The 20001-nt window shown below is 72.0% G+C and carries 17 protein-coding genes and 1 pseudogene; 5 read left to right on the plus strand and 13 right to left on the minus strand.

Annotated features, from left to right (window positions below; translation table 11 throughout):
- Positions 1–608: 608 nt before the first annotated feature.
- The 4 genes from WDW90_RS08550 to WDW90_RS08565 all read left to right on the plus strand — a co-directional run bounded on the left by WDW90_RS08550 (position 609) and on the right by WDW90_RS08565 (position 4843).
- Positions 609–2264 (plus strand): GMC family oxidoreductase, encoded by a 1656-nt coding sequence (locus WDW90_RS08550; RefSeq protein WP_336487074.1) that lies wholly within the window; start codon positions 609–611, stop codon positions 2262–2264.
- 37 nt (positions 2265–2301) lie between these two features.
- Positions 2302–2952, plus strand: a complete 651-nt coding sequence (gene acuR / locus WDW90_RS08555; RefSeq protein WP_336486967.1) for an acrylate utilization transcriptional regulator AcuR — start codon at positions 2302–2304, stop codon at positions 2950–2952.
- A 30-nt stretch (positions 2953–2982) separates the two neighbouring features.
- A complete protein-coding gene (gene acuI / locus WDW90_RS08560) occupies positions 2983–3966 on the plus strand; it encodes an acrylyl-CoA reductase (NADPH) (protein ID WP_336486968.1) in 984 nt (327 codons plus the stop codon).
- A 73-nt stretch (positions 3967–4039) separates the two neighbouring features.
- On the plus strand, positions 4040–4843 hold the full coding sequence (locus WDW90_RS08565) for a hypothetical protein (RefSeq protein ID WP_336486969.1): 804 nt from the start codon (positions 4040–4042) through the stop codon (positions 4841–4843).
- Positions 4844–4966: 123 nt separating this feature from the next.
- On the opposite strand, the gene WDW90_RS08570 is transcribed toward WDW90_RS08565, so the two are convergent.
- The 5 genes from WDW90_RS08570 to WDW90_RS08590 form a co-directional block, all read right to left on the minus strand.
- On the minus strand, positions 4967–5596 hold the full coding sequence (locus tag WDW90_RS08570; protein ID WP_336486970.1) for a DUF938 domain-containing protein: 630 nt from the start codon (positions 5594–5596) through the stop codon (positions 4967–4969).
- Between the two features lie 127 nt (positions 5597–5723).
- Positions 5724–6812 (minus strand): TRAP transporter substrate-binding protein, encoded by a 1089-nt coding sequence (locus WDW90_RS08575; protein ID WP_336486971.1) that lies wholly within the window; start codon positions 6810–6812, stop codon positions 5724–5726.
- Between the two features lie 49 nt (positions 6813–6861).
- Entirely contained in the window at positions 6862–8745 is a 1884-nt protein-coding gene (locus WDW90_RS08580) for a TRAP transporter large permease (protein ID WP_336486972.1), read from the minus strand.
- A gap of 47 nt (positions 8746–8792) precedes the next feature.
- Positions 8793–9404, minus strand: a complete 612-nt coding sequence (locus WDW90_RS08585) for a TRAP transporter small permease subunit (RefSeq protein ID WP_336486973.1) — start codon at positions 9402–9404, stop codon at positions 8793–8795.
- A 109-nt stretch (positions 9405–9513) separates the two neighbouring features.
- Positions 9514–10932 (minus strand): sodium:proton antiporter, encoded by a 1419-nt coding sequence (locus tag WDW90_RS08590; RefSeq protein WP_336486974.1) that lies wholly within the window; start codon positions 10930–10932, stop codon positions 9514–9516.
- A gap of 630 nt (positions 10933–11562) precedes the next feature.
- Here WDW90_RS08590 and WDW90_RS08595 point away from each other — a divergent pair.
- Positions 11563–13224, plus strand: a pseudogene (locus WDW90_RS08595) (porin).
- 413 nt (positions 13225–13637) lie between these two features.
- On the opposite strand, the gene phnN reads toward WDW90_RS08595, so the two are convergent.
- The 8 genes from phnN to phnG are packed head-to-tail and all read right to left on the minus strand — an operon-like array spanning position 13638 to position 19920.
- The gene (gene phnN / locus WDW90_RS08600; RefSeq protein ID WP_336486975.1) at positions 13638–14180 is read right to left on the minus strand and encodes a phosphonate metabolism protein/1,5-bisphosphokinase (PRPP-forming) PhnN; all 543 of its coding nucleotides are present in this window, start codon (positions 14178–14180) and stop codon (positions 13638–13640) included.
- Positions 14180–15364, minus strand: coding sequence for an alpha-D-ribose 1-methylphosphonate 5-triphosphate diphosphatase (locus WDW90_RS08605; protein WP_431311000.1), 1185 nt, complete (start codon positions 15362–15364; stop codon positions 14180–14182). The genes phnN and WDW90_RS08605 overlap by 1 nt, the downstream gene beginning before the upstream one ends.
- Complete coding sequence (gene phnL / locus WDW90_RS08610; protein WP_336486976.1) at positions 15361–16068, minus strand: phosphonate C-P lyase system protein PhnL; 708 nt, start codon at positions 16066–16068, stop codon at positions 15361–15363. Before phnL ends, WDW90_RS08605 begins: the two co-directional genes overlap by 4 nt.
- Positions 16068–16886: a phosphonate C-P lyase system protein PhnK gene (gene phnK, locus WDW90_RS08615; RefSeq protein WP_336486977.1), complete on the minus strand. Its 819-nt coding sequence runs from the start codon at positions 16884–16886 to the stop codon at positions 16068–16070. The genes phnL and phnK overlap by 1 nt, the downstream gene beginning before the upstream one ends.
- A complete protein-coding gene (locus WDW90_RS08620; RefSeq protein ID WP_336486978.1) occupies positions 16883–17758 on the minus strand; it encodes an alpha-D-ribose 1-methylphosphonate 5-phosphate C-P-lyase PhnJ in 876 nt (291 codons plus the stop codon). Before WDW90_RS08620 ends, phnK begins: the two co-directional genes overlap by 4 nt.
- Positions 17758–18891, minus strand: a complete 1134-nt coding sequence (locus tag WDW90_RS08625; RefSeq protein ID WP_336486979.1) for a carbon-phosphorus lyase complex subunit — start codon at positions 18889–18891, stop codon at positions 17758–17760. The genes WDW90_RS08620 and WDW90_RS08625 overlap by 1 nt, the downstream gene beginning before the upstream one ends.
- A 4-nt stretch (positions 18892–18895) precedes the next feature.
- Complete coding sequence (gene phnH / locus WDW90_RS08630) at positions 18896–19507, minus strand: phosphonate C-P lyase system protein PhnH (RefSeq protein WP_336486980.1); 612 nt, start codon at positions 19505–19507, stop codon at positions 18896–18898.
- Entirely contained in the window at positions 19507–19920 is a 414-nt protein-coding gene (gene phnG, locus WDW90_RS08635; protein WP_431311004.1) for a phosphonate C-P lyase system protein PhnG, read from the minus strand. The genes phnH and phnG overlap by 1 nt, the downstream gene beginning before the upstream one ends.
- Positions 19921–20001 lie beyond the last annotated feature (81 nt).

The raw sequence follows: 20001 nt of genomic DNA on the forward strand, positions 1-20001 counted from the left end.
GGGGTCGACGTGCGGGTCCTGGTCCGGGTCGGCGGCCGCGTCACGGCCGCGGTCACGGCCTCGCTCGTCGTGCTCATCGCCATCAGCCTCGCGCTGATCGCGGGGCTCGGGCTCCGGTGACGCGGGCGCGGCGAGGCCCGACCGGCATCCGCTCCGACGGGAGAGCGCTGCCGCGCAGCGCCCGGGCCATAAAAAAGGCCGCTCCCGAAGGAGCGGCCCGAAGTCTAGGGAGGAAACGCCCAGACGGGCGACACCCCGGCGACGCCATCGCCACGGTGCATGTCGGGTGTCTCCCACGGGGCGCCGCAGCGCACAATCATGCGTCGAGCGGGCCTGGCATGCCAACGACGCATGGAAACGTTTCCAGCCCGGCTGCGGACGGCGATCCCGATGCGCGGGCAGGGCGGGCCGCGCTTGCCTTCAGGAGACGACCGGTCTAGAGCGTCCCCATGATCCCCGGATCACGAAAAAACGCACTAACCCCTTATGAAGCCGCATCTTTTGCGCCGAACCGGCAGCCCCTTCGGCGGTCCATTCTCTAGCCAGATCGCACCCGCTCCGCGGCTCGGAACGGCGCGGGCGCGACCCTCGGGAGCGCGTTCATGACGGTGCAGGCGCGGCTGGAGGGCACCTACGACTACATCGTGGTCGGCGCAGGCTCGGCGGGCTGCGTCGTCGCCAACCGGCTCTCGGCCGACCCGCGCAACCGCGTCCTCGTCCTGGAGGCGGGCGGGCGCGACAACTGGATCTGGTTCCACATCCCCGTCGGCTACCTGTTCGCGATCGGCAATCCGCGCGCCGACTGGATGTTCGAGACCGAGGCCGAGCCCGGCCTCAACGGGCGCTCCCTCCGGTATCCCCGCGGCAAGGTCGTCGGCGGCTCGTCGGCGATCAACGCCATGATCTCGATGCGGGGCCAGGCCGCCGACTACGACCATTGGCGCCAGCTCGGGCTGACCGGCTGGGGCTGGTCGGACGTGCTGCCGGTATTCCGGCGCCTCGACGACCACTTCCTCGGCGAGAGCGAGCACCACGGCACCGGCGGCGAGTGGCGGGTCGAGGCGCCGCGGCTGCGCTGGGCCGTGCTCGACGCGCTGGCGCGGGCGGCCGTCGAGATGGGCATCCCGGCCACCCCCGACTTCAACACCGGCGACAATACGGGGGTCGGCTATTTCCACGTCAACCAGAAGCGGGGCCTGCGCTGGTCGGCGGCGCGCGGCTTCCTCAAGCCGGCCCTGAGGCGGCCGAACCTGCGGCTCGAGACCGGCGTGCAGGTGGAGGGGCTCGTCCTCGAGGGACGGCGCGCCGCGGGCGTGCGCTTTCGCCAGGGCGGCCGCCTCGTCGAGGCGCGCGCGGGCCGCGAGGTCATCCTGTCGGCGGGCGCGATCGGCTCGATCCAGATCCTGCATCTCTCCGGCATCGGCCCGGGCGAGTGGCTCGGGCCGCACGGCATCGCCACCCGGCTCGACCGGCCCGGCGTCGGCCGCAACCTGCAGGACCATCTGCAGCAGCGGGCGGTCTACGCGGTGAGCGGCGTGCGCACCCTCAACGAGACCTACCATTCCCTGGTCCGGCGCGGGCTGATGGGCGTGCAATACGCCCTGCTGCAGCGCGGCCCCCTGACCATGGCGCCCTCGCAGCTCGGGATCTTCACCACCTCCTCGCCCGAGCACGAGCGCGCGAACCTCGAGTTCCACGTCCAGCCGCTCTCCCTCGACCGCTTCGGCGACCCCCTGCACCGCTTCCCCGCGGTCACGGTCTCGGCCTGCAACCTGCGCCCGACCTCGCGCGGGACGGTCCGGCTGCGCGCCCCCGACGCGGCGGCCAAGCCCGTCATCGCGCCGAACTACCTCGCCACGGAGGAGGATCGCCGGGTCGCGGCCGACGCCATCCGGGTGACGCGCCGCCTGATGCGCCAGCCCGCGCTCGGCGCCTACCGGCCGCGGGAATACCTGCCGGGGCCGGAGGTCGACGACAGCGACGCGGCGCTCGCCCGGGCCGCGGGAGATATCGGAACCACGATCTTCCACCCGGTCGGCACGGCCAAGATGGGCCTGCCCTCCGACCCGCTCGCCGTCGTCGACGAGCGCCTGCGCGTGATCGGCCTCGACGGGCTGCGGGTGATCGACGCCTCGGTGATGCCGACCATCACCTCGGGCAACACCAACACCCCGACCATCATGATCGCCGACAAGGGCGCCCGGATGGTGCTGGAGGATGCCCACGCGCCCGCGGCGGCCTGGTCGCCGGGGCGGGCCGGCTGAGCTTGTTTTTCTAGCCGATCGGTCCAATAATCGGCGCGTGACCCGCGCCCTGACCATCGACGCCGCCGCGCCGCCGCGCCGCCGCGGCCGGCCCCCGAAGCGGGTGCCGCGCTACGGCGAGACGCGCGAGGCGCTGATCCGGGCGGGCGTCGCCGCCCTCTCGGAGAAGGGCTTCTCGGCGACCGGCCTCGACGAGATCCTGCGCGGCGTCGGCGTGCCGAAGGGCTCGTTCTATCACTACTTCGCCAGCAAGGACGCGTTTGGGGCGATCCTGATCGACGCCTACGCGACCTATTTCGCGGGCCGGCTCGAGCGCGCCTTCCGCGACGATGGCACGTCGCCGCTGCGGCGGCTGCGCGGCTTCGTCGACGAGGCCCGGGCCGGCATGGCGCGCCACGATTTCCGGCGCGGCTGCGTCGTCGGCAATCTCGGCCAGGAGATGGGCGCGCTGCCGGAGCACTTCCGGGGCCAGCTCCGCGATGTCCTCGGCGACTGGCAGGCGCGCACCGCCCGGTTGCTGCGGGCGGCTCAGGCGGCCGGCGAGATCGGGCCGCACCACGATTGCGAGCGGCTCGCCGCCTTCTTCTGGATCGGCTGGGAGGGGGCGGTGCTGCGCGCCAAGCTCGAGCGCGACCCCGCTCCCCTCGACCTGTTCGCCGACGGCTTCTTCGACCTCATCGGCCGCTGAGGCGGCAGGCCCAGCAAGACGGAGATCCCCATGTTCCAGGCGGTCCTGATCGAGAAGGACGAGGCAGGCACCCGCGCCGGCCTCCGGGAGGTCGACGAGGCGCGATTGCCCGAGGGCGACGTGACGGTCGAGGTCGCCTACTCGACGCTGAACTACAAGGACGGGCTCGCCATCACCGGCAAGGGTCCGGTCGTGCGCCGCTTCCCGATGGTGCCGGGCATCGACATCGCCGGCACCGTGCGCGACTCCGCCCATCCCGGCTACCGCCCCGGCGACCGGGTCGTGCTGAACGGGTGGGGGGTCGGGGAGACCCACTGGGGCGGGCTCGCCCGGGTGGCGCGGCTCAAGGGCGACTGGCTCGTGCCGCTGCCCGACGCCTTCACGCCGCGCCAGGCCATGGCGATCGGCACCGCCGGCTACACCGCCATGCTCTGCGTGATGGCGCTGGAGCGCCACGGCGTCGGCCCGGACAAGGGCGAGATCGTGGTCACGGGGGCGGCGGGCGGCGTCGGCAGCACGGCGATCGCCCTCCTGTCGGGCCTCGGCTACACGGTGGCGGCGGTGAGCGGCCGCCCCGAGGAGGCGGATTACCTGCGGGGCCTCGGCGCGGCCGAGATCCTCGACCGGGCAGCATTTTCCGGGCCGGCCAAGCCGCTGGCCAAGGAGCGCTGGGCCGGCGCCGTCGACGTGGTGGGCAGCCACGCGCTCGCGCATGTCTGCGCCTCGGCGAAGTACCGCGGCGTGGTCACGGCCTGCGGGCTCGCGGGCGGCATGGACTTCCCGGCCTCGGTCGCGCCCTTCATCCTGCGGGGCGTCACCCTCGTCGGCATCGACAGCGTGATGTGCCCGCGGCCCGAGCGGCTGGAGGCGTGGGCGCGCCTCGCCCGCGACCTCGATCCGGCCAAGCTCGACGCCATGACCTCCGAGATCGGCCTGTCGGAGGTGATCCCGACCGCCGAGCGCCTCATGGCCGGCCAGGTCCGCGGCCGGATCGTCGTCGACGTGGCGCGGTAGGGACCGGTCCGGGCCGAAGCGGGATGGCAACGGCGCCCGCGCATCCCGGGCGCGGAGCCGGCGGACGATCGCCATGACCGCCTCCCTCTGGATGCCCGTCCTCGCGCGGGCCCTGACCACCGGCCTCGTCGTCGTGCTGGCATCCGCGCTCGCCGAGGCCGCGGGCCCGTTCTGGGGCGCGCTGATCATCAGCCTTCCGGTCACGGCCGGTCCGGCCTACGCCTTCATGGCGCTCCAGCACGAGCCGGCCTTCATCGCCGGGGCGGCGCTCAACGGGTTCGCCGCCAACGCGGCGACCGGCGCCTTCCTGATCGTCTACGCGCGGCTCGCCCCGGCCGGCCCGCAGCCGCGCGCCCTCGGGGCGGCCGTGCTGGCCTGGCTCGCCGGTGCCCTCCTCGTCAGCCAGATCGCCTGGACGCCGCTCGCGGCCCTCGCCCTCAACGGCGCCGTGTATGGCCTCGGCGCCGCCCTGTTCCGGACGGGGAGGCGGACGGATTACCGGCGCAGCGCCGTGGCGGCGCGGCGCTGGCTCGACCTCCTGATCCGCGCGGCGGCCGTCGCCCTGTTCGTCACGGCCGTGCTCGCGGCAAGCTCGGTGCTGAGCCCGGCCCGGACCGGCGTGATCGCGGCCTTTCCGGTGGCGCTCACGAGCACGATCGTCATCCTGCATCCCCGTGTCGGCGGGGCGGCGACGGCGCAGCTCGCGGTCACGGCGATCCGGGGCGTGTTCGGCTTCGGCCTGACGCTGCTGACGCTGCACCTCCTGGTCGAGCCCTGGGGCGTTGCGCGGGCGCTGCTCGCCGCGCTCGGCGTGTCGCTCGCCTGGTCGGCGGGGCTTCTCGCCCTGCAGCGGCTGGCGAGCCGGCCCGTCCGTTAGGGCGTTCCCATGATCCCCGGATTCCCATGATCTCCGGATCGCGAAAAGCGCTCCAGCTCCTCGTGGCGTCGCATTTTCCCGCCGCACGGGTGGCCCCTTCGGCGAAAAGCGCTCCGGCGCGGATCAGCGGACCGGTCCCGTCCTGCGATAGATCAGGCACAGGTTGTTGGCCGGCATCGCGACGCGCTCGCGGAAGGTCAGTCCGCATGCCTCGGCCGCCCGGGTGACCGCCTCGAGGTCGCGCAGGCCCCAGTCCGGGTCGCGCGCGCGCAGGTCCGCGTCGAAGGCCGCGTTGCTCGGCGCGGTCGGGCGCCCGCCCTCCCGGAACGGCCCGTAGAGGACCAGGATCCCGCCCTCCGGCAGCACCCGCGCCGCGCCGGCCATCAGCCCCTCGGTCGCCGCCCAGGGCGCGATGTGGATCATGTTGATGCACAGGACGGCATCCGCCCGGTCCACCGGCCAGGCGTCCGAGGCCGCGTCGAGGTCGAGCGGGGCGAGGATGCCGGCGAGGCCGGACGCGCGGGCATGGGCCGCGACGCTGCGCCGGGCGGCGGGCGCGGGGTCGCTCGGCAGCCAGCGAAGCCCCGGGAGCGCGGCCGCGAAGTGGACCGCGTGCTCGCCCGTCCCGCTCGCGACCTCGAGAACGGTGCCGGCCTCCGGCAGGACGCGGCGCAGGACGGCGAGGATCGCGTCGCGGTTGCGCGCGACCGCGGGTGCCGTCAGCGCCTCGTCCGTCGCGTCCCGATCCGGCATCCTCGTCGCGGCCTTTCGGCGATGGCGGCCGGACCGGGCGCGCCCCGTGGTGAGGAACGGGCGGGGACGCCGTGCGGTTCGGCCTCGGGCAGGCCGGGCGGCCCCTGCCGGCGCCGCCCGGTTCCGCTCAGCCCTTGGTGCGGTTGCGGATCATGAAGGAATCGTAGGAATACTCGGCCACCTGGAACCAGAGGTACTCCTCGCCGCGGAACGCGCGCAGACTGTCGTACCCGGCCTTGAAGTCCGGGTTCTTGGCCGAGATCTCCGCGTAGACCTCGTTGGCGGCCTTGAGCGCGGCCTCCATGATCTCGTTCGAGAAGGGGCGCAGCTGCGCGCCCGTGCCGACCAGCCGGCGCAGCGCGGCCGGGTTGCGCGCGTCGTACTTGGCCTGCATGTCGAGATTGGCCGCCATCGCGGCCGACTGGACCACCGACTGGTAGGTCTTGGGCAGGCTCTCCCACTTGGCCTTGTTGATGTAGAAGTGCAGCGTCAGGCCGCCCTCCCACCAGCCCGGATAGTAGTAGAACGGTGCGACCTTGTTGAAGCCGAGCTTCTCGTCGTCGTAGGGCCCGATCCACTCGGCCGCGTCGATCGTGCCGCGCTCCAGCGCCGGGTAGATGTCGCCGCCCGCGACCTGCTGCGGCACCGCCCCGAGCTTGGCCATGACCTGACCGGCAATGCCGGCGATGCGCATCTTGAGGCCCTGGAGGTCCGCGACCGTCTTGACCTCCTTGCGGAACCAGCCGCCCATCTGCGTGCCGGTGTTGCCGCCCGGCAGCGCGTAGATGTTCTGCTTGGCCATGAAGGCGTTGACGATGTCGTTGCCGCCGCCGTGGTAGAGCCACGCGCTCTGCTGGCGGCTGTTGAGGCCGAAGGGCACGGCCGCCCCGAGGGCGAAGGTCGGGTCCTTGCCGACGTAGTAGTAGCCCGCCGTATGGCCCATCTCGACGGTGCCGTTGCCGACCGCGTCGGCGGTCTGGAAGGTGCCGACGATCTCGCCCGCCGCGAAGGGCTGGACCACGAACTTGCCGTCGGTGGCCTCCGAGACGAACTTCGCGAAGACGTCGGACGCCCCGTAGATCGTGTCGAGGGATTTCGGGAAGGCTGAGCTCAGGCGCCAGCGCACCTCGGGGGCCGACTGGGCGATGGCGGGCGCGGCCACGCCCATGGCTGCGGCGCCGAGGCCGGCGCTCTGCAGGAATTCGCGTCTCTTCATGGTGTCCTCCCTGATTTTCTTGCCGATGACGCGCGAGCGGCCCGACGGCTCACTCGATCTTGGGCGGCCCGAGGTCGATGGGCGGCGCCTCGCCGCCGGGCTCGCCCCCGCCGAGCCCCGGCAGGCTGTCGAGCTGCTGCTGGACCGCGGCCGGGTCGATCTTGGTGCCCGAGTCCTTGTAGTGGGTGACCATGCCGGGAAACAGGATGACGAGCGCGACCATGACGCACTGGATCACCACGAAGGGAATCGCCCCGTAGTAGATCTGGCCCGTCGTGATCGGCTCCATCCGGCGGCCGGTGACCCGGTCGATGTAGGGCACCCTGGCGGCCACCGAGCGCAGGTAGAACAGGGCGAAGCCGAAGGGCGGGTGCATGAAGCTCGTCTGCATGTTCACGCCGAGCATCACGCCGAGCCAGATCAGGTCGATGCCGAGCTTGTCCGCGGCGGGGCCGATCAGCGGGATGATGATGAAGGCCAGCTCGAAGAAGTCGAGGAAGAAGGCCAGCAGGAAGATCAGCACGTTGATGAAGATCAGGAACCCGATCTGGCCGCCCGGCAGGCTGGTGAGCAGGTGCTCGACCCAGACATGGCCGTTGACCCCGTAGAAGGTCAGCGAGAAGACGCGTGCTCCGATCAGGATGAACAGCACGAAGGTGGACAGCTTCGCGGTCGACTCGGTCGCCTGCTTGACGATGCCGAGATTGAGGCGGGCCGGATTGCGGTCGAGCCAGCGCTTGATGCCCGCGAGCACGAGCGAGCCAACCGCGCCCATGGCGCCGCCCTCGGTGGGGGTCGCGATGCCGATGAAGATGGTGCCGAGGACGAGGAAGATCAGCAGGAGCGGCGGCACCATCACGAAGGTGACCTGCTCGGCCATGCGCGAGATCAGGCGCAGGCCCGTGAGCCGGCCGATCAGGCCGACCGCGAAGGCGTAGACGGCGCCCGCAGCGACGAGCTCGGCGAGGAGGCTGAGGGTGCCGGCCTGGGCCTGCCGCAGGGCGAGGCTGCCGGCCGCGAGGGCGAGCGCGAGCACGGCCGAGAGCACGAGCCTCTTCACGCCGAGGAAGCGGTTCATCACGGCGCAGATCAGCGCCACGACGGTGGCCACGCAGATCGTCAGGATGACGTAGTCGGCGCCCGCCTTGGTGCCGGTCTGGCGCATCATCGCCGTGCCGACCAGCGCCGAGAAGAGGACCAGCACGCCGAGCTGCCAGACGCCGCGGGCGCCGTTCGGCTCGCGGTAGCCGATCGCCTCCCGCGGCAGGCCCGGCGCGGCCTTGGGATAGACCAGGGTGATCAGGAAGACGTAGCCCGCGTAGAGGCCCGAGAGCATGAGCCCGGGCAGGAAGGCGCCCTCGTACATGTCGCCGACCGAGCGGCCGAGCTGGTCGGCCATGACGATGAGGACGAGGGAGGGCGGGATGATCTGCGCGAGCGTCCCCGACGCCGCGATGACGCCCGAGGCCAGGCGCCGGTCATAGCCGTATCGCAGCATGATCGGGAGCGAGATCAGGCCCATCGAGATCACGGAGGCGGCGACCACCCCGGTCGTGGCCGCGAGCAGCGCCCCCACGAAGATCACCGCGTAGGCGAGGCCGCCCCGAATCGTGCCGAAGAGCTGGCCGATCGTGTCGAGCAGGTCCTCGGCCATGCCGGATCGCTCCAGCACCAGCCCCATGAAGGTGAAGAAGGGGACGGCGAGCAGCACCTCGTTGGACATCACGCCGAAGACGCGCTCCGGCAGGGCCTGGAGGAGGGGCCAGGACAGCGTGATCGTGTCCGGCGCGTAGGGCGCGAGCTCGACGGCGACGACGAAGAACAGGAGGCCGTTGGCGGCGAGCGCGAAGGCGACGGGGTAGCCGAGGAGCAGGAACACGACGAGCGCCGCGAACATGATCGGCGCGAGGTTATGGGCGATCAGCTCGGCCATGGGAGATCATTTCTGCGCGGCGTGGGACGGGAGTGCGGAGGCGCGGGTCAGGGCCGGGGCTGGCCCGGCGCGTGCGGCTCGATCACGAGGTCGGCGACGAGGCGCTCGGCCTCGGCCTCGGCCGCGGCATGGTGGCCGCCCGCGCTTCCGGAATCCTCAAGGTGCCCGGTCAGGATGGCGATCCGCTTGATCAGCTCCGAGAGCCATTGCAGGGCGAGCAGGAAGAAGCCCGCCAGGATCAGGCCCTTGGCCGGCCAGATCAGGAGGCCGCCCGCGTTGGTGGAGACCTCGCCCGACTCGAAGGAATGCAGGAAGAACGGCGTCGAGAGGTAGAGCATCACCGCCACGAAGGGCAGCAGGAAGAACAGGTGCCCGAACACGTCGACGAGGTCGCGCCCGCGCTTCGACAGGCGGTTCGACAGGATGTCGATGCGGATATGCTCGTTGGCCTTGAGCGTCCAGGCGGCGCACAGCATGAACACGGCGCCGAACAGGTACCATTGCAGCTCGAGCCACGCATTCGAGGAGGTGCCGAACACCTTGCGCACGATGGCGTTCAGCGACGAGACGACCACGGCGGCGACGATCGCCCAGGCGGCGAGCTTGCCGACCCGCTCGTTGAACGCGTCGATGAACCGGCTCAGGCCGAGCAGGGGCATCCCATCCTCCCTCGCGGAACCGCCGTTTCAGTTCCGCTGTACACCCATAGCTTGAACCCAAGCCGAGAACAGCCCCTCGAACGAGATTGCCCAGCGTTTGTAACGGGCCTCAATCCGCGAAAAAAACCACCGTGACGAGCATGAAGAGCGGCACCAGGATGCAGCCCGACCAAAGCATGTAGCCGAAGAAGCTCGGCATTCGGATGCCGCGCTCCGCGCAGATCGCCTTGATCATGAAGTTCGGCGCGTTGCCGATATACGAGTTTGCGCCCATGAATACGGCGCCGGCTGAGATCGCTGTCAGCGTGCGCGCGAGCGGGCCCATCAATACTGTTGGATCGCCGCCCGCGAGATTGAAGAAGATCAGGTAGGTCGGCGCGTTGTCGAGGAAGCTCGACAGGCCGCCGGTCAACCAGAAATAGGCGGCATCGACGGGCGTGCCGTCGGGCCGCCCCACCAGCGCGATCAGGGGCGCGAGGGAGCCGTCCGGCCCGGCGCGCAGGATCGCGAGGACCGGGATGATCGTCGCGAAGATGCCGGCGAACAGGATCGCCACCTCTTGGATCGGCGTCCACGCGAAGGCGTTCTCGATGCGGATGGAGCGCCGCGTCGTGCGCCACGACAGCAGCCCGAGCGCGAGGAGCAGCCCGTCGCGGACCAGGCCCTCGAGCGGCCGCTCGACGCCGAACCCGAGGGGCACCCGGATTCCGGAGCGCCACAATCCGCTGGCGAGGACGGCCGCGATGATGCCGGCGAGATAGAGGATGTTGTGCAATCCCTCGATCTCGATCCGGCGCGGCCCGCGGCCCGCGGGCCGAGCGGCGGTCTCGTGCCGCCAGGCGAGGCGATCGATGAGGTAGAACAGGGCCAGCAGGAGGCCGCTCGCGAAGGCCATCGGGCCGGCGAGCGCCGTCATGGTCCAGAGGAAGTCGACGCCCTTGAGGAAGCCGAGAAAGAGCGGCGGATCCCCGAGCGGCGTCAGCGAGCCACCGATATTGGCGACGAGGAAGATGTAGAACACGAAGACATGCGCGTTGCGGCGCCGGCCCTGATTGGCGCGGATCAGGGGCCGGATCAGCAGCATCGCGGCGCCCGTCGTGCCGAGCAGGCTCGCCGCCAGCGTGCCGACGCCGAGGATCGCCGTGTTCGTCAAGGGCGTGCCGACGAGGTTGCCGACGATCCGGATGCCGCCCGCGACCACGAACAGGGAGAACACCAGCAGGATGAACGGCAGGTACTCGACGGCGAGCGCGTGCCAGATCTCCACCGCGGCCGTCGCGGGGCCGAAGCGGGCGGCGCAGGGCAGGAGAAAGGCGGCGGCCCACAGGGCCGCGACCTTGCCGAAATGGTGCTCCCAGAGCCGGGGCACGAGCATCGGCAGAAGCGCGATCGAGAGGAGGAGGCCGGCGAACGGTACGGTCCAGGCCAGGCCGAGCGCGGCCCCGTCGAGGTGAGGCGCGAGGTGGTCCGCGCCGAGCCCCGTCGGTGACGACGCCTGGGCCGACGCGATCGCGGTCGTCTCGGTCAATGGGCTTCCCCCGAATTCCTGCGCCGCCGGTGACCGGATCGGCCGCGCCCGCCAGGGTCCCGGAATTGTCCGGGCCGCATCGCGGACGTGTCGTCGGGCATCCTGATGGCGGGCCGGGCGAGGTCTATAGGAGAGGCTGGGCAGAGGATCCACAGGGCTCGCCCGCATTCGCGGGGGACCGTTCCGCTCGGGGAGCAGCCGCGACCGGCGCGTGTCCCCGCCCCCATGCGGCGCGATCCCGCGGCCATTCCTGCGAATCGGGCGCGCGGTGCCAGCGATTCGGCGTGGCGCCGTCGCCTCCGCGTCCGGCCGCACGGCTCCGCGGCGCCCGGGCCGCGCATCCGCCCGGAGCGGACGAGCGGGGATCCGCCTTGCGGTCTTGCGGGGACGATGAGCCGCCTTCCGCGACGTGGCAGCACGGCAACAGCCCTATGGAACCTTTGCCGGAGTCACGAATCCGTGTTGCTCAAGCTACCTCCTTCACACAATGTGCTGGCGCAAATGGGCTGAACCAGTTCGCGTGCGAACGCTCCGGAATCTGGGTCGGACATAAGAAAACGAACGCAACAAGGGCAGCGCAGGTCGATTGCGCAAATCGCCCGTTCGGTCTCGAAACCATTGGAGGTTGTAATGAAGCTCCTGAAGACCGCACTTCTTGGAACTGCGGCCTGTCTGTCAGTCGTGAGCGGTGTGCAGGCGGCAGATCTTCCGGTCAAGAAGGCCGTACCCGTCGAGTACGTTCGCGTTTGAGGCGCCTACGGAGCGGGGTTCTTCTACATTTTTAACACCGACACCTGCCTGCGCGTCTCGGGACGCGCGCGGTTCGAGGCCGGCTACCAGACGAATTTCAGCCGGAACCAGGGCGCCGGCGACACGACCGGCTACCGCGGCCTGCTGCGGCTCAACGTCGATGCCCGCACCCAGACGGCCTACGGCACCCTGCGCGCCTTCACCCGCATCGAGATGGCGTCGCGCACCGGCTACCCGACCCTGAACTCCGGCACGCAGCAGCGCATCGGCAACGCCTTCCCGGCCCTCGGCCAGGATCAGTTCGGCCGCGCCCAGCAGTTCGTGAACGTCGACAAGGCCTTCATCCAGTTCGCCGGCTTCACGGCCGGTCGCGCCTCGTCGTTCTTCGACTTCTACGCCCATGACTTCGAGATCATGGCCGGCACGCTCGGCTCGGACGTCGCCTCGACGAACCTCCTCGCCTACACGGCCAAGCTCGGCGACGGCCTGACCGCCACCCTGTCGGTGGAAGACCCGACCTTCCGCAAGAACACGGTCTACTCGCCCGCCAACGGCGCCGTCGCGGCGATCGTGGGCAGCTCGACCTTCGCGACCTTCGGCGCGAGCAACGCGCCCGCGCCCGTCTTCCTCGGCTTCAACGCCGCGGGCGCCGGCACCGGCGTCGGCTTCGTCGACGTGATCGAGCGCAACCGGATGCCCGACTTCGTCGGCGCCCTGCGCTACGACGCGGCCTGGGGCTCGGCCCAGATCTCGGCCGCCGTCAAGGACGTCAACGTCGGCAACTTCATCCCGGGCAGCTTCCTCGGCACCACCGGACCCGGCGCCGGCGTTCCGCTGACGGCCGCGAACGCCGCCGTGCGGGCGCGCGTTCCCACCGAGTACGGCTGGGCCGTCCAGGGCGGCCTGAAGCTCAACATGCCCTACGTCTCGCCCGGCGACACGCTCTACCTCCAGGGCGCCTACGGCGAGGGCGCGACGGTCTACACCGGCTACCAGGCGTATACCGGCACCTACATCTCGAACACGACCTCGCTCCAGGGCTCGCCGTTCCAGCAGTACCTGAGCGACGCGACGCTGAACCCGGTGACCGGCAAGATGCAGCTCTCCACGAGCTGGACCGTGGTCGGTTCGTATCTGCACTACTGGTCGCCCGAGTGGCGGTCGGCCTTCTTCGCGAGCTACGGCGAGCTGAACTTCGCTCCCGGCGCCCGCATCGCCCAGGGCCTCGCCACCACGATCGGCGGCACCACCCTGGCCGGATCGCCGGGCGTCCCCGGAACCCGCAGCTTCCTGCTCAGCCAGGTTCTGCGCGACACCTACCAGGTCTATGCCGGCGCCAGCCTGATCTGGTCCCCGGTCAAGGATCTCGATATCGGCGTCGAGGGCATGTACACCAGCATCGGCGTCCAGCAGGGCCGCGTGACCGACCTGAACAAGAACTTCGGCGTCAGCGCGGCTCAGATCAACGCCGGCATCGCGGTCCGGACGGTCTCGTCCTACGACGGCGGTCAGGTCCGCGTGCGCGTGCAGCGCGACTTCTAAGAGCGGCTGATCCGGGGATCGCGCTCGCGTCCGGTCGGGATCCGGTTCGGCGCGAACGCGAAATCCGGGGCGTTGCTTCTCAAGGTTCGGGGCTCGGCCTTCACGGCCGAGCCCCTTCTTTTTGGCGGTGGCCCTCACGCGGTCCGGCTCTGGACGGGCCGGCCGGTCCGAGCTCTCCGCACGCGCCGTTCGGCACGCGCCGCAGCGTGGTCAGGCGGGCGGCGCAGCCTGGAGCGGGCCGGATCTGCGGGGGCCTTCGGTCCCGTCACGATCGGATGCTCGCCGTTAGAGCATTGATCTGGCGCGCTTTCTGGTCGCCAAACCGGCAACCGCTTCGGCGGAAAGCGCGCTGGCAGGCCACGCGATGCCCCGGGCGCGGATCTCGGCGCGCCGCATCCGCGCGCTCTGGTTGCTCAACCCGCCTGACGGCGCAGATAGGCGACGAACCGCGCGGCCGCCGAGGCCCGGTCGCCTTCGTTGACGATGGTGTGGTCGGCCAGGGCCGGAGCCTCGCGCGCGAGACGGGCGGCCAGATCGCCGTCCTGGGCGCGGCCGCGGGCGGCGAGGCGCCCGGCCAGGATGTCCGGCGAGGCGGTCACGGCCACCACCCGCACGCGCGGAAGTAGGCGCCGCGCATCCGCGACGACCCGGCGCGAGACATTGCAGACGATCCAATGGCCGCGACCGGCCGCTTCCAGCGCGTCGGCCGGGATCGCGTAGCCGAGCCCGTGGGCGCGCCAGTGCAGGGCGAAGGCGCCCGCGGCCGCGCCCCGCGCGAAATCCGGCTCCGAGATCTCGATATTGTCCTCGTGGGCGGAGGGGGGGCGCGTCACGAGGCGTCGCGGGAAGACGAAGCGCGCGTCGCCGGCGAGGTCCTCGCGGGCCAGCCCGATCAGGGTGTCCTTGCCGGCCCCGCTCGGGCCGACCACGAGCACGAAGCCGCCGGTGCGGTCCATCACACCACCCGTTCGCCCGCGCGCCAGACTTGGCGCACCACCGGGACCCCCTGCGCGATCCGCACGCGGACGAGATCGGCCCGCAGGCCGACCGCGATCCGGCCGCGGTCGTTGAGGCCGGTGGCCCGGGCCGGGTTGGCGGTGACGGTGGCGATCGCCTCCGGCAGGCGGATGCCGGGCACGCGCTCCGGCAGCTGGAAGGCCGCCATGAGCAGGCTCGCGGGCACGTAATCCGAGGAGAGGATGCTGAGCAGCCCCGCCTCGGCCAGATCCTGCGCCGCGACGTTGCCGGAATGCGAGCCGCCGCGGATGAGGTTTGGCGCGCCCATCATCACGGTGATGCCGGCAGCGTGGGAGGCTTGCGCCGCCTCGAGCGTCGTCGGGAACTCGGCGAGCGCGACGGATTCCGCGCGGGACATCCCGACATCGGCGAGGGTCGTGTCGTCGTGGCTCGCCAGCGGGATGCCCATCGCGTGCGCCAGGGCGACGAGAGCGGGCCGGTTCATGGCGGTCAGGGCTCGGCCCTCGCGGATCTTGCGCTCGGTGCCGGCCCTGATCTCCTCGATCGGGCGGCCGCCGCGCCCGGCATACTGATAGTATTTCGAGACGTCGCGGAACTGGCGCTGCCCGGGCGTGTGGTCCATCAGCGAGATCAGCCCGACCGGGAACCGCTCGGCGAAGGCCCGGACCGCGTCGACCACGTCGGCGGACGGGATCTCGCAGCGCAGGTGCGTGCGGTGATCGGCCCGGAACAGGCCCGACGCTCGCGCGTCCGCGATGGCCTGCGCCAGCGCGTCGAGCTCGGAGCCGAGCCCGCTGCCGTCCGGATCGGACCCGGCCCGCAGGGAGTCGAACACGGTGGTGATGCCGGAGGCGGCGATCTGGGCGTCGTAGGCCAGCACCGCCCCGAGGGGATGCCAGCGCACGCCGGGGCGGGGGGCGTAGTGGCTCTCGAGATGGTCGGTGTGAAGCTCGACGAGGCCGGGGAGCAGGATGTCGCCGCGCAGATCGAGGCCGCGCTCGGGGGCAGGGCCCTCGCCGATCTCGGCGATGCGCCCGCCCGTCACCGCGAGCCAGCCCGTCTCGACCCGATCCGGCAGGACCAGGCGCGCATTCTCGACGATCTCGATCGCGCCCGTCATCGTCCCGGCTCCATCCGCCATCGCCTCGGCTCCGCTCGTCATGCCGCGGCCCGCCCGCGGAAGGCCGCCACGTCGACCACGCGGGTCGCCACCGCCTCGCGCACGTCCGCGTCGTGGAAGATCCCGAGGATGCCGGCCCCCGCCGCCCGCTTCTCCCGGATCAGCGCGACCACGACGGCACGGTTGCGGGCGTCGAGGGAGGCCGTGGGCTCGTCGAGGAGCAGGAGCGGCCGCTCCGCGATCAATCCGCGGGCGATGTTGACCCGCTGCTGCTCGCCGCCCGAGAAGGTCGCGGGCGGCAGGTCCCACAGCCGCTCGGGCAGGTCGAGCCGGGTCAGGAGATCGGCGGCCCGGCGCCGGGCCGCCTCGGGCGCGAGCCCGCCCTCGATTCCCGCCGCCTCGACGACGGCGCGGGCGCCGACGCGGGGGATCACCCGCAGGAACTGCGAGACGTGGGCGACGACGTGCCGGCGCAGGGCCAGGATCTCGCGGGGCTCGGCCCGGGCGACGTCGATCCAGCGTCCGTCGTCCCGGATCCGGATCGCGCCGCGATCGCAGCGGTAATTGCCGTAGGCCATCTTCAGGAGCGAGGACTTGCCCGAGCCCGAGGCGCCGCCGAGCACGACGCACTCGCCCGGATGCACGGCGAAGGTCGCTCCCGCGATCACCGGCAGCACCGCGCCGCCGCGCAGGTGCAGGGTGAAGCTCTTGGCGACGTCCTCGAAGGCGAGCAGGGGCATCGACATCACGCGGCGAGCACCGATGAGACCAGGAGCTGGGTATAGGCGGCCTGGGGATCGTCGAGGACCTGATCGGTCAGCCCGGTCTCGATCACCCGGCCGGCGCGCATCACGAGGACGCGGTGCGACAGGAGGCGCGCGACGGCGAGGTCGTGGGTGACGATGATGACGGCGAGGCCGAGCTCGGCCACCAGCCCGCGGACCATGTCGAGGAGGCGGGCCTGCACCGAGACGTCGAGGCCCGAGGTCGGCTCGTCCATGAGCACGAGGCGCGGCGCGGTGACGAGGTTGCGGGCGATCTGCAGGCGCTGGCGCATGCCGCCCGAGAAGCGCGTCGGCGGATCGTCCACGCGATCCGCGGCGATCTCGACGCGGGCGAGCCAGTCGAGCGCGGCGGCGCGGATGCGGCCGTAATGCCGCTCGCCGACCCCCATCAGGCGCTCGCCGACATTGCCGCCGGCCGTGACCGCCATGCGCAGGCCCTGCGCCGCGTCCTGGCGCACGAAGCCCCAATCGGTGCGCATGAGCGCCCGGCGCTCGGCCGCGCCGAGATCGGCGAGATCGCGGGTCGTGCCGTCGCGCATCCGGTAGGCGACCGACCCGGCATCCGCCGCGACCTCGCCGGCGATGAGGCCGAGCAGGGTGGACTTGCCGGAGCCCGATTCGCCGACGACCGCCAGCACCTCGCCGGGATCCAGGGCGAGGTCGATGCCGTCGCAGGCCAGGCGCGCGCCGTAGCGCTTCGTCAGGCCCCGCACGCTGAGCAGGGGACCGCCGGGCAGGGGACCGCCGGGCAGGGAATCGCTTGGCAGGGAATCGCTCATGCCGCCCGGTCTCCCTCGGCGCCCTGCGCCCGCCGCTCCTCGCAATGGTCGGTGTCCGAGCACACGAACATCCGCCCGCCGGCATCGTCGAGGACGACCTCGTCGAGATAGACGCGCCCAGCCCCGCACAGGGCGCAGGGCCGGTCGAAATGCTGCACCCGGAACGGATGATCCTCGAAGTCGAGGCTCCTCACCCGCGTGTGGGGCGGCACCGCGTAGATGCGCTTCTCGCGCCCCGCCCCGAAGAGCTGGAGGGCGGGGCAATCGTCCATCTTGGGGTTGTCGAATTTCGGGGTCGGCGACGGGTCCATGACGTAGCGGCCCGCGACCTCGACCGGGTAGGCGTAGGTCGTGGCGATGTGGCCGTGGCGGGCGATGTCCTCGTAGAGCTTCACGTGCATCAGCCCGTACTCGGCGAGCGCGTGGAGCTGGCGCGTCTCGGTCTCGCGCGGCTCGAGGAAGCGCAGGGGCTCCGGGATCGGCACCTGATAGACGAGCACCTGCCCCTCGCGCAGCGGCGCCTCGGGGATGCGGTGGCGGGTCTGGATCACGCTGGCCTCCCGCGTGCGGGTCGTCGTGGCGATCCCGGCCGTGGCGGAGAAGAAGCGGCGGATCGAGACCGCGTTGGTGGTGTCGTCGGCGCCCTGGTCGATGACCTTGAGCACGTCCGAGGCGCCCAGGATCGCGGCCGTGACCTGAACCCCGCCGGTCCCCCAGCCGTAGGGCATCGGCATCTCGCGGGACGCGAAGGGCACCTGATAGCCCGGAACGGCGATCGCCTTGAGGATCGCGCGCCGGATCATCCGCTTGGTGCCCTCGTCGAGATAGGCGAAGTTGTAGCCGGCGGTCTGCATGGCGGCGGAGGTGCTCATCACTCGGCCGCCTCCCGGAGCGGATCGTCGCCCGCGTCGGGCCGGCCATGGGGCCGGCCATGAGCCGCCGCGTGCTCGGCGCGCAGCCGGCGGACGAGTTCGAGCTCGGCCTGGAAATCGACGTAGTGCGGCAGCTTCAGATGCTCGACGAAGCCGGTCGCCTGCAGGCTGTCGCAATGGGCCAGGACGAATTCCTGGTCCTGGGCCGGGGCCCCGACGGGCTCGCCGAGCTCGCCGGCGCGCAGCGAGCGGTCGACGAGGGCCATCGCCATCGCCTTGCGCTCGCCCTGTCCGAAGGCGAGGCCGTAGCCGCGGGTGAATTGCGGCGGCACCGCGCCGCTGCCGTGGAACTGGTTGAGCATCTGGCACTCGGTCATCGCCACCGTGCCGAGCTCCACCGGAAAGCCGAGCTCCTCGGGCGTGAACGCGACGGCGACCGCACCGAACCGGACCTCGCCGACGAAGGGGTGGGTCCGGCCGTAGCCGCGCTGCGTCGAGTAGCCGAGCGCGAGAACGAAGCCCTCGTCGCCCCGGGCCAGCGCCTGGAGACGCACGGCGCGATCGGCCGGATAGTCCACCGGCTCGCGGGTGAGGTCGCCGACCGGCGCGCCCTCGTCGGCGGGCGACGCCTCGAGGAGGCCGGCCTCCCGCAGCAGGTCCGTCACGCGCGGGCAGGCGCCGGCATCGGGGCCGGGCTCGGCCTCCGCCGCCGCCTCCGGTTCGCGGCCCTCGGCCAGCGAAGGGTCGATCAGCCGGTGGGTATAGTCGAAGGTCGGGCCGAGCACCTGCCCGCCGGGCAGGTCCTTGAAGGTGGCCGAGATCCTGCGCGAGACCGCCATGGCGCCGGTATCCACCGGCTCCGTCGCCCCGAAGCGCGGCAGCGTCGTCCGGTAGGCCCGCACCAGGAACACCGCCTCGACCACGTCGCCGCGCGCCTGCTTGAGGGCGAGCGCGGCGAGGTCGGGGTCGTAGAGCGAGCCCTCGGTCATGACCCGGTCGACGAGCAGGCTCATCTGCTCGCGGATCTGCGCCACGGTCAGGTCGGGCACCGCCCGGTCGCCCCGGCGCGCCTCGGCGAGCAGGCGGTGGGCGTTGTCGATGGCGGCCTCGCCGCCCTTCACGGCCACGTACACGGGCTCACGCCTCCATGGAGTCGACGACGGGCTCAACGAGCCGCGCCGAGCGCGGCAGGCCGGCGACGCGGCCGGGTGCGGTGAGGAGAAGGTCGACGCCGCGCGGGAAGCCGGCGTGGTTCGCGCGAAGGCGCGCGGGCCAGTCCGCCGGCAGGGGCGCCGCGTCGAGCTGCGTTCGCCCGCGGATGCCCGGCCCCTCGAGGCCGAGGCCGTCATCGTCGGACAGGCGCTCGACCGCCAGGATCAGGGTGGTCGAGGCGTCGGGATAGTCCGGGCTCCCCTGCCGGAACTGCGCGAAGTCGGGGCAGGCGGCCGGATCGGCGATCAGCGCGAAGGCGGCCTCGGCCGGCGACGGCACGATGGGGGCTCCGGTGTGGAAGCGCAGGAACTCGGACACCGCGGCGACCTCCGCGAGGGGCGCGTCGAGCCAGATCGGCGTGTCGGCATCCGCGAGCGTCAGCGCGAGCGCGGCGAGTTCCGGCGCGAGCGGGGCAGGGGGCGCCAGGGCGCAGGCCAGGGATCCGACGCGGCCCGGCCGGGCGAGCGCGTCCATCGCGGCCCGGAAGACGGCCTGCGCGTCGTGCACCGGATCGGTAAAACCGCGGGCAAGCGCCATCAATCCTCTCCCCGAACCAGGGTGAAGAAGTTCACCCGCGTCGCCGCGACACGCCGCGCCGCGGCCTCGGCCTCCCGCCTCCGCCGCTCGGCGACCCTCGCCAGGGCGGCCTCGACGGCGGCGCGGCTCTCCGCGCGCTGCCAATGGGCGTCGAGGAGGGCGGCGAGCCGCGCCCTCGGGCGGTCCCGGCCGAGATGGTAGGCGAAACCGGTCTCGCCGGAGGGCAGCCGCACCGCCGCCCGCGTCACGGTGGCCTCGCCGAGGTTGAAGGCGCGCCCGTCGCCGCCGATGCGGCCGCGGGCCATGACGAGGCCGGTCTCGGGCGCCCGCAGGTCCTCGGCCTCGTCGGAGAGGCCCACGCCGGCGAGGACGCCCCTCAGCTCGGCCAGCGTCGCCGCTCCGGCCAGCGCCATCGCGGCGCGGCGCGCCTCGACCTCTGGCGTCGTGCGGCCCGCTGGTGTTTCGCTGGCGATCGGAATCATGCTGCGAAGGCT

The sequence above is a fragment of the Methylobacterium nigriterrae genome (genome assembly GCF_037106235.1).
In the GTDB taxonomy this organism is placed as follows: Bacteria; Pseudomonadota; Alphaproteobacteria; order Rhizobiales; family Beijerinckiaceae; genus Methylobacterium; species Methylobacterium nigriterrae.

What these genes read in the sequence shown, in the direction of transcription:
- acuI (WP_336486968.1), top strand. Translation starts at nt 2,983, where the DNA reads ATGTTCCAGGCGGTCCTGATCGAGAAGGACGAGGCAGGCACCCGCGCC.
- WDW90_RS08565 (WP_336486969.1), top strand. Translation starts at nt 4,040, where the DNA reads ATGACCGCCTCCCTCTGGATGCCCGTCCTCGCGCGGGCCCTGACCACC.
- WDW90_RS08570 (WP_336486970.1), bottom strand. Translation starts at nt 5,596, where the DNA reads ATGCCGGATCGGGACGCGACGGACGAGGCGCTGACGGCACCCGCGGTC.
- WDW90_RS08575 (WP_336486971.1), bottom strand. Translation starts at nt 6,812, where the DNA reads ATGAAGAGACGCGAATTCCTGCAGAGCGCCGGCCTCGGCGCCGCAGCC.
- WDW90_RS08580 (WP_336486972.1), bottom strand. Translation starts at nt 8,745, where the DNA reads ATGGCCGAGCTGATCGCCCATAACCTCGCGCCGATCATGTTCGCGGCG.
- WDW90_RS08585 (WP_336486973.1), bottom strand. Translation starts at nt 9,404, where the DNA reads ATGCCCCTGCTCGGCCTGAGCCGGTTCATCGACGCGTTCAACGAGCGG.
- phnN (WP_336486975.1), bottom strand. Translation starts at nt 14,180, where the DNA reads ATGGACCGCACCGGCGGCTTCGTGCTCGTGGTCGGCCCGAGCGGGGCC.
- WDW90_RS08605 (WP_431311000.1), bottom strand. Translation starts at nt 15,364, where the DNA reads ATGACGAGCGGAGCCGAGGCGATGGCGGATGGAGCCGGGACGATGACG.
- phnL (WP_336486976.1), bottom strand. Translation starts at nt 16,068, where the DNA reads ATGTCGATGCCCCTGCTCGCCTTCGAGGACGTCGCCAAGAGCTTCACC.
- phnK (WP_336486977.1), bottom strand. Translation starts at nt 16,886, where the DNA reads ATGAGCGATTCCCTGCCAAGCGATTCCCTGCCCGGCGGTCCCCTGCCC.
- WDW90_RS08620 (WP_336486978.1), bottom strand. Translation starts at nt 17,758, where the DNA reads ATGAGCACCTCCGCCGCCATGCAGACCGCCGGCTACAACTTCGCCTAT.
- phnH (WP_336486980.1), bottom strand. Translation starts at nt 19,507, where the DNA reads ATGGCGCTTGCCCGCGGTTTTACCGATCCGGTGCACGACGCGCAGGCC.
- phnG (WP_431311004.1), bottom strand. Translation starts at nt 19,920, where the DNA reads ATGGCGCTGGCCGGAGCGGCGACGCTGGCCGAGCTGAGGGGCGTCCTC.